General features: G+C 72.4%; 7 protein-coding genes. 1 reads left to right on the top strand and 6 read right to left on the bottom strand.

Annotated features, from left to right (window positions below):
• From ACFFCA_RS18510 to ACFFCA_RS18530, 5 genes are all read right to left on the bottom strand, one after another.
• Nucleotides 1-227, bottom strand: a 227-nt coding sequence (locus ACFFCA_RS18510; protein ID WP_375487516.1) for a hypothetical protein, incomplete at its 3' end; no start/stop codon positions are given.
• Nucleotides 224-817, bottom strand: a complete 594-nt coding sequence (locus ACFFCA_RS18515) for a twin-arginine translocation signal domain-containing protein (protein WP_375487518.1) — start codon at nt 815-817, stop codon at nt 224-226. The genes ACFFCA_RS18510 and ACFFCA_RS18515, both read right to left, overlap by 4 nt.
• Nucleotides 790-1,362, bottom strand: a complete 573-nt coding sequence (locus tag ACFFCA_RS18520) for a hypothetical protein (RefSeq protein ID WP_375487520.1) — start codon at nt 1,360-1,362, stop codon at nt 790-792. The genes ACFFCA_RS18515 and ACFFCA_RS18520 overlap by 28 nt, the downstream gene beginning before the upstream one ends.
• On the bottom strand, nt 1,362-2,120 hold the full coding sequence (locus ACFFCA_RS18525; RefSeq protein WP_375487522.1) for a hypothetical protein: 759 nt from the start codon (nt 2,118-2,120) through the stop codon (nt 1,362-1,364). The genes ACFFCA_RS18520 and ACFFCA_RS18525 overlap by 1 nt, the downstream gene beginning before the upstream one ends.
• Nucleotides 2,117-2,680 (bottom strand): MauE/DoxX family redox-associated membrane protein, encoded by a 564-nt coding sequence (locus ACFFCA_RS18530; RefSeq protein WP_375487524.1) that lies wholly within the window; start codon nt 2,678-2,680, stop codon nt 2,117-2,119. The genes ACFFCA_RS18525 and ACFFCA_RS18530 overlap by 4 nt, the downstream gene beginning before the upstream one ends.
• Before the next feature lie 208 nt (nt 2,681-2,888).
• Between ACFFCA_RS18530 and ACFFCA_RS18535 the strand changes: the two genes are divergently transcribed.
• On the top strand, nt 2,889-4,361 hold the full coding sequence (locus ACFFCA_RS18535; RefSeq protein WP_375487526.1) for an IPT/TIG domain-containing protein: 1,473 nt from the start codon (nt 2,889-2,891) through the stop codon (nt 4,359-4,361).
• Nucleotides 4,362-4,435: 74 nt separating this feature from the next.
• Here ACFFCA_RS18535 and ACFFCA_RS18540 read toward each other — a convergent pair whose 3' ends face one another.
• Nucleotides 4,436-5,455, bottom strand: coding sequence for an LLM class flavin-dependent oxidoreductase (locus ACFFCA_RS18540; RefSeq protein WP_375487528.1), 1,020 nt, complete (start codon nt 5,453-5,455; stop codon nt 4,436-4,438).
• Between the last annotated feature and the right edge of the window lie 41 nt (nt 5,456-5,496).

The following is a 5,496-nucleotide window of genomic DNA, read 5'->3' on the forward strand; positions in this document are numbered from 1 at the left end:
CCCAACGGCAGGGCGGCGACACCGGACGCGAGCAGTGCGCACCCGCCGCCGAGGACCGCTCCGCCCGCCACCGCACCGCCGACGTACCAGGACGCGGTGACGCCCCACCGGTGTCCGCGGGCGCGCTCGGACACCGGGTTGAGCGCGGACAGCATCGACAGCCCGCACGGTGACCACACCCCGCGGAGGGCTGCGGCCGTGGCGACGAGCAACGCGACGGCGATCATTTGTGCACCGGGAAGGTGTTGGCCCTGGTGAGGCAGGGTGCGTTGTGCTTCGCGGTGTTGTTGTCGGTGCGGCTCGACCGCCCGCAGTTGCCGTGCTTGAGCTTCCACGGCGGCGTGCAACTGATCTTGCGGCACACGACGGCGGTGACGCCGTGGACCTGGGTGTTGCACTGGCCGTACCGGAACACGTTGCACGCGACGTAGCGGTGGTCGCAGTTGCTCTTGTTGCAGTGACAGTGGAAGTGGTGCCCCGGCTTGGCGTTGCAGTCGATGTAGTACCGCGCCGCGCCGCCGCAGAACGACGAGCGGTCGGCCTTCCACCAGCCACCTGCGTAGGTGTTGGGCGGGCAGTAGTTGTGGCCCTTGTAGATGGAGCAGCACATCGCCGACCAGCCGGCGCCGCAGGACGCTCCTGGCCCGCACACGGACGCGTACGCGCTCTGCGGCCGGGTCACGTAGCCCACCGGGTCGACGGCCAGCGCCGTGCCGGTGAGCGTGGCCGCGGCGAGGAACCCGCGGCGGGTGGCCTGGCGTCGGTTGCCCACCGTGGACAGGGTCGTGACTAGACGCTCAGCGAGGGACGTGCCCACGGCTGCACCTCCCGCTTGTGGATTCCCACGCGGTCGAGAACGTCGTGCACCTGCGTGACGAGCGCGCCGGCGTGCTGCCGCGAACCGAGCACGGTGTAGAGGCAGAACGCCCGGTCGTGGTCGGTGAAGAAGTGCTGGTTGCCCAGTTGTCCCGGCAGCCTGCGCTGCAGGGCGTTCGAGGCGAAGTCCTGTACCCGGGGCCGCGGCAGCCCGCGCGCCGCGAACAGCGGCCGGCCGGCCTCCTCGGCGTCGTACTCGACCAGCGACACGAACACGTGGGCCGGGCCCATCCGTTCGACGGCGCCGGTGCCGAAGTCGCCGCGCCCGGGCGGCAGCGCGAAGTTGGCGAGATGCAGGACCGGGTTCATCGACTCGTCCGGGTGACCGAACGCGTCCGGGTGCAGATTCAGCGGCAGCACCGCGGTGGCCGCGGCCTCGTCGCGGTCGCGCAGGTAGAGGCGGGCCTCCCAGCGCGGCGGCAGCGTGACGCGCAGGCCGTGCGCGGCCACCGTCGCCCGGTCCGCCCCGCTGACCGTGCGGCCCATCAGTCGTCCCCGTACAGCCGCGGGTCGCCCGGGGCGATACCGGCCGCGAGCAGCTCGCGGTCGACCCGCGCCTCGTCCTCGGCGTCGCGGCTGCTCTTGCGCAGGTCTGCGGTGGACTCCGACGGGCGTCCGACGTCGGTGCCGAGCGAGCGGGTCAGCATGGCGCTGACCTGGCTCAGCGACTGGCCCGTGCCCTCGCCCCGGATGCGCCCGGTGCCCCCGTCGACGTACACGACGTGCGGGGAACCGGGGACCTCGTAATCGGTCCACGCCTCCGAGGACAGGATGACGTCCACGCCGGGCGGCGCGAGCGCCGCGAGGTCGGCGCGGCTCTCGTCCTGAGCGCTCTGCGGGACGACGAGCAGCCGGGCACCCGCGGGCAGGGCGACCGGCCGGGCGAGCTCGGCCCAGAACACCTCGCACGACGAGCACCCGCTGGACAGGAAGAGCAGCACGGTGTCGTGCTCGACGTCGGCGATCCGGGCGCTCACGAGCTGGCCGTCGAGTGTCTCGCCGGCGATGTCGTGCGCCTCGCCGAACTCCGGCGCTGCGCTGCCGGCCGGCGGGCCGGCGGCGCCGATGGGCGGCATCGGTCGGGCCAGTGGCAGCAGGTCGAACTGGCGGGCGCCGTCGGGTGAGCCGCCACCGTCGAGCTGGTGCAGGCGCTGGAGCACGGTGCCGTAGGCGCGCAGCAGGCCGGCGACCAGAACGGTGAGGACCGCCAGCAGCAGGGTCTCGACGAGAACAACAACGGTCATCTCGGCTCCTGGAGGGGTGTGGTGGACGGGAGCAGCGCCCGCCGGGCGGCGAGCAGGGCGGGCAGAGAGGTGACGGCGAGGTAGCCGAGCGACGCGAGCAACAGCACCTGGACGCAGGCCACCGCGGCGGTCAGGCCGGCCCCGTCGAGCAGGCCCAGAGCAGGACCGGACGGACGGACCGCGCCTGCGACGCCGGCGACGGCGGCGACGGCGTCGAGGACGAGATGGGCCGGCCCGAGGGGGCTGTCGGCGCTGCCGAAGCACCCGCACGGTGTACGCGCGGCCCCGTCGCGCAGCGCCAGGACGGCCACCACGGCGAACCCGACGTAGGCGGCGGCCAGCAACGCGAGGGCGGTCCGTGACCCGGCGGCGAGCGCGGCCGTGCCGACCGCGAGCTCGCCGACGCCGATGCCACGCACCAGCAGGACGGACCGGTACCGCTCGCGCGGCCGGTGCAGCAGGCGCCGGACGAGCGCGGACGCGGGCTCCGGGTGACGGATCTTCGCCACGCCGGACACGACGAGCAACACTGCCGCAGCGGCGACGAGCACGCTGATCATGGGCGATCTCCCTGGCTGGTCGAGATCGGGCGGCCGGAATCGGCTGGCCGAGATCGTGACACGTGCCGCGCCGCTGGGCCAGAGTCCCGGGCCGAAACTCGCGGAACCCATGGGATCCGCGATCTTGACGGGGGGCGGTGCGCCCCGTATCAAGGAGCCACATTCGGCGTCGGACGCCGTCTCACCTCCCCCGCCCCAGAAGGTCGCCGTGCCCACACCCCGGTTCTCCCTGCGCTCACCCCTGGCCGCGCTCGTCACCACCGCGCTCGTCACCACGACGGCCGCGGTCGTCCTGGTCGCCGCCCCGCAGTCGGCGTCGGCGGCCAGCCGCGCGCAGGTCCTGTCGTCCGCCTACGCCTACGGGCGGGCCCGCGGCTACCACGTGGGCATCGCGGTGCTCGACACCAAGACCGGCAAGACCTACCACGCCGGCTACCACTCCGGGACGTTCGCCAGCGAGTCCGTCGTCAAGGTGATGATCGCCGCCCGGGTCTTCGCGCAGGGCCGGCTGCACGGCACGACGGCCAAGCGGGTCTATTATATGATCACGCACTCCGACGACAGCACCGCGAGCTCGCTGTACCCGAGCGTGGGTGGCGACCACCTGATCAACTGGGTCAAGAGCCGCTACCACGTGTCCAACCTCGGCTCGCCGCCGAACCGCCCGGGGTGGTGGGGCAACACCCACATCACGCCGGACGGCATGGTCGCGCTGTACGGCAAGTTGAAGGCGACGCGCACCTTCGGTGCGTGGCTGATCAACGCGATGGCGCACGCGTCGAAGTACGGGTCGGACGGCTTCTACCAGTGGTTCGGGCTCAAGTCGGCCAACTCGCACGCGGCCATCAAGCAGGGCTGGGGCAGCGACGGCGACAACTGGAGCGCCGAGGCCGACGAGAACACCACCGGCTTCGTCAACGGCAACCGCTACGCCGTGGCCATCCTGGCCCGCGGACCGGCCACCACCTACGGCAAGGCCATCGGTTCGATGCTCACCGGCACGGCGAAGCGGCTGCTGCCCGGTGGCGTCTTCCCGGCCGACGCGCCGGTCGTGACGTCGACGACGGGCCGGCACAGCCGGCTGGTCGGCGGCCACGCGTTCGTGTTGCGCGGTCGCAACCTGGCCGGTGCGTACCGGGTCTGGTTCGGTTCGACGTGGGTCCGTCCGAGCCGGGTGACCGACACCTCGCTGCACGTGACCTCGCCCCGGCACGCGGTCGGCACCGTGCACCTGCGGGTCACCACCCCTGCCGGGACGTCGAGCGCGTCCGGCCCGTGGTTCCGTTACGTTGCCCTGCCCTCCGCGCTCACCCTGACGCCCGCGTCGGGCAAGGCGGGAACGCTCGTCACCGTCCGCGGCGTGCACTTCGAGGGGCCGAGCGCGTTCCGGGTGCTGCTCGGCCACACCTGGGTCGTCGCGCACGCCACCAGCTCGCGCCGGATGACGTTCCGGGTGCCGGCGGGCACCGGCACGGTGAAGGTGCAGCCGAGCACCATCTACGGCACCGCGACCACCGGCCCGACCTTCACCTACGACGTGACGCCGACACTGAAGCAGAGGTCCGTGGACCACCCCACGGTTCCGAGCTCGACGCCGACCGCGTCCGCGCCGTCGTCCAGCACGCCCGCCCCGCCGTCGACGACGAGCGCCGCATCGACCACGGGGTCCACGTCGCCCTGATCGCCTGACCTTCGACGGTGCGGGCGTCGTTGCCCGCCCGCACTCTCCGTGCCGGTGTCAGCGCCAGCCGAGTGTCAGCGCCAGCCGAGCGCGGGCGCCACGTGGGTCAGCACCGACTCGATCACGTGGGCGCAGTAGTCGACGCCGAGCTGGTTCGGCACCGTCAGCAGCAGCGTGTCCGCGGCGGCGATCGCCTCGTCACCGGCCAGCTGCTCGATCAGCCGGTCGGGCTCGCCGGCGTAGGTCTTGCCGAAACGTGCCACCCCGCTGTCGAGATGACCCACCTGGTCCTGCGAGCCCTGCTCGCGCCAGAAGTAGGCACGGTCGGTGTCGTCGACGATCGGGAAGATCGACCGGCTCACCGACGTCCGGGGCGTCCACAGGTGCCCGGCCTCGGTCCACGCCTTGCGGAACAGGTCGATCTGCTCGGCCTGCAGCTCGTGGAACGGCACGCCGGTGTCCTCGCTGAGCAGCGTCGAGCTCATCAGGTTCATGCCCTGCTGTGCGGTCCACTCGGCAGTCGCACGGGTGCCGGCACCCCACCAGATGCGCTCGCGCAGCCCCTCGGAATGCGGCTCGAGACGCAGCAACCCGGGCGGGTTGGCGAACATCGGCCGCGGGTTGGGCTCGGCGAAACCCTCGCCGGACAGGACGTCGAGGAACACCCGGGTGTGCTCGCGGGCCATCTCGGCGGCGTCGCTGCCGTCCTCCGGGTGGTAGCCGAAGTACCGGAACCCGTCGATGACCTGCTCCGGCGATCCACGGCTGATGCCCAGCTGCAGGCGACCGCCCGAGATGAGGTCGGCCGAGCCGGCGTCCTCGGCCATGTAGAGCGGGTTCTCGTACCGCATGTCGATGACGCCGGTGCCGATCTCGATGTGGCTGGTACGTGCGCCTACGGCGGCGAGCAGCGGGAACGGCGAGGACAGCTGGCGGGCGAAGTGGTGCACGCGGAAGTAGGCGCCGTCGGCACCGAGCTCCTCGGCGGCCACGGCGAGGTCGATGGACTGCAGCAGGACGTCGGACGCCGAACGGGTCTGCGAGTGCGGCGACGGCGTCCAGTGACCGAAGGAGAGGAACCCGATGCGCTTCATGACCGGGCAACGCCGTCCGGAGGCCCCCTGTTCCTGAGCCC

The sequence above is a fragment of the uncultured Jatrophihabitans sp. genome (genome assembly GCF_964252635.1).
GTDB lineage: Bacteria > Actinomycetota > Actinomycetes > Mycobacteriales > Jatrophihabitantaceae > Jatrophihabitans.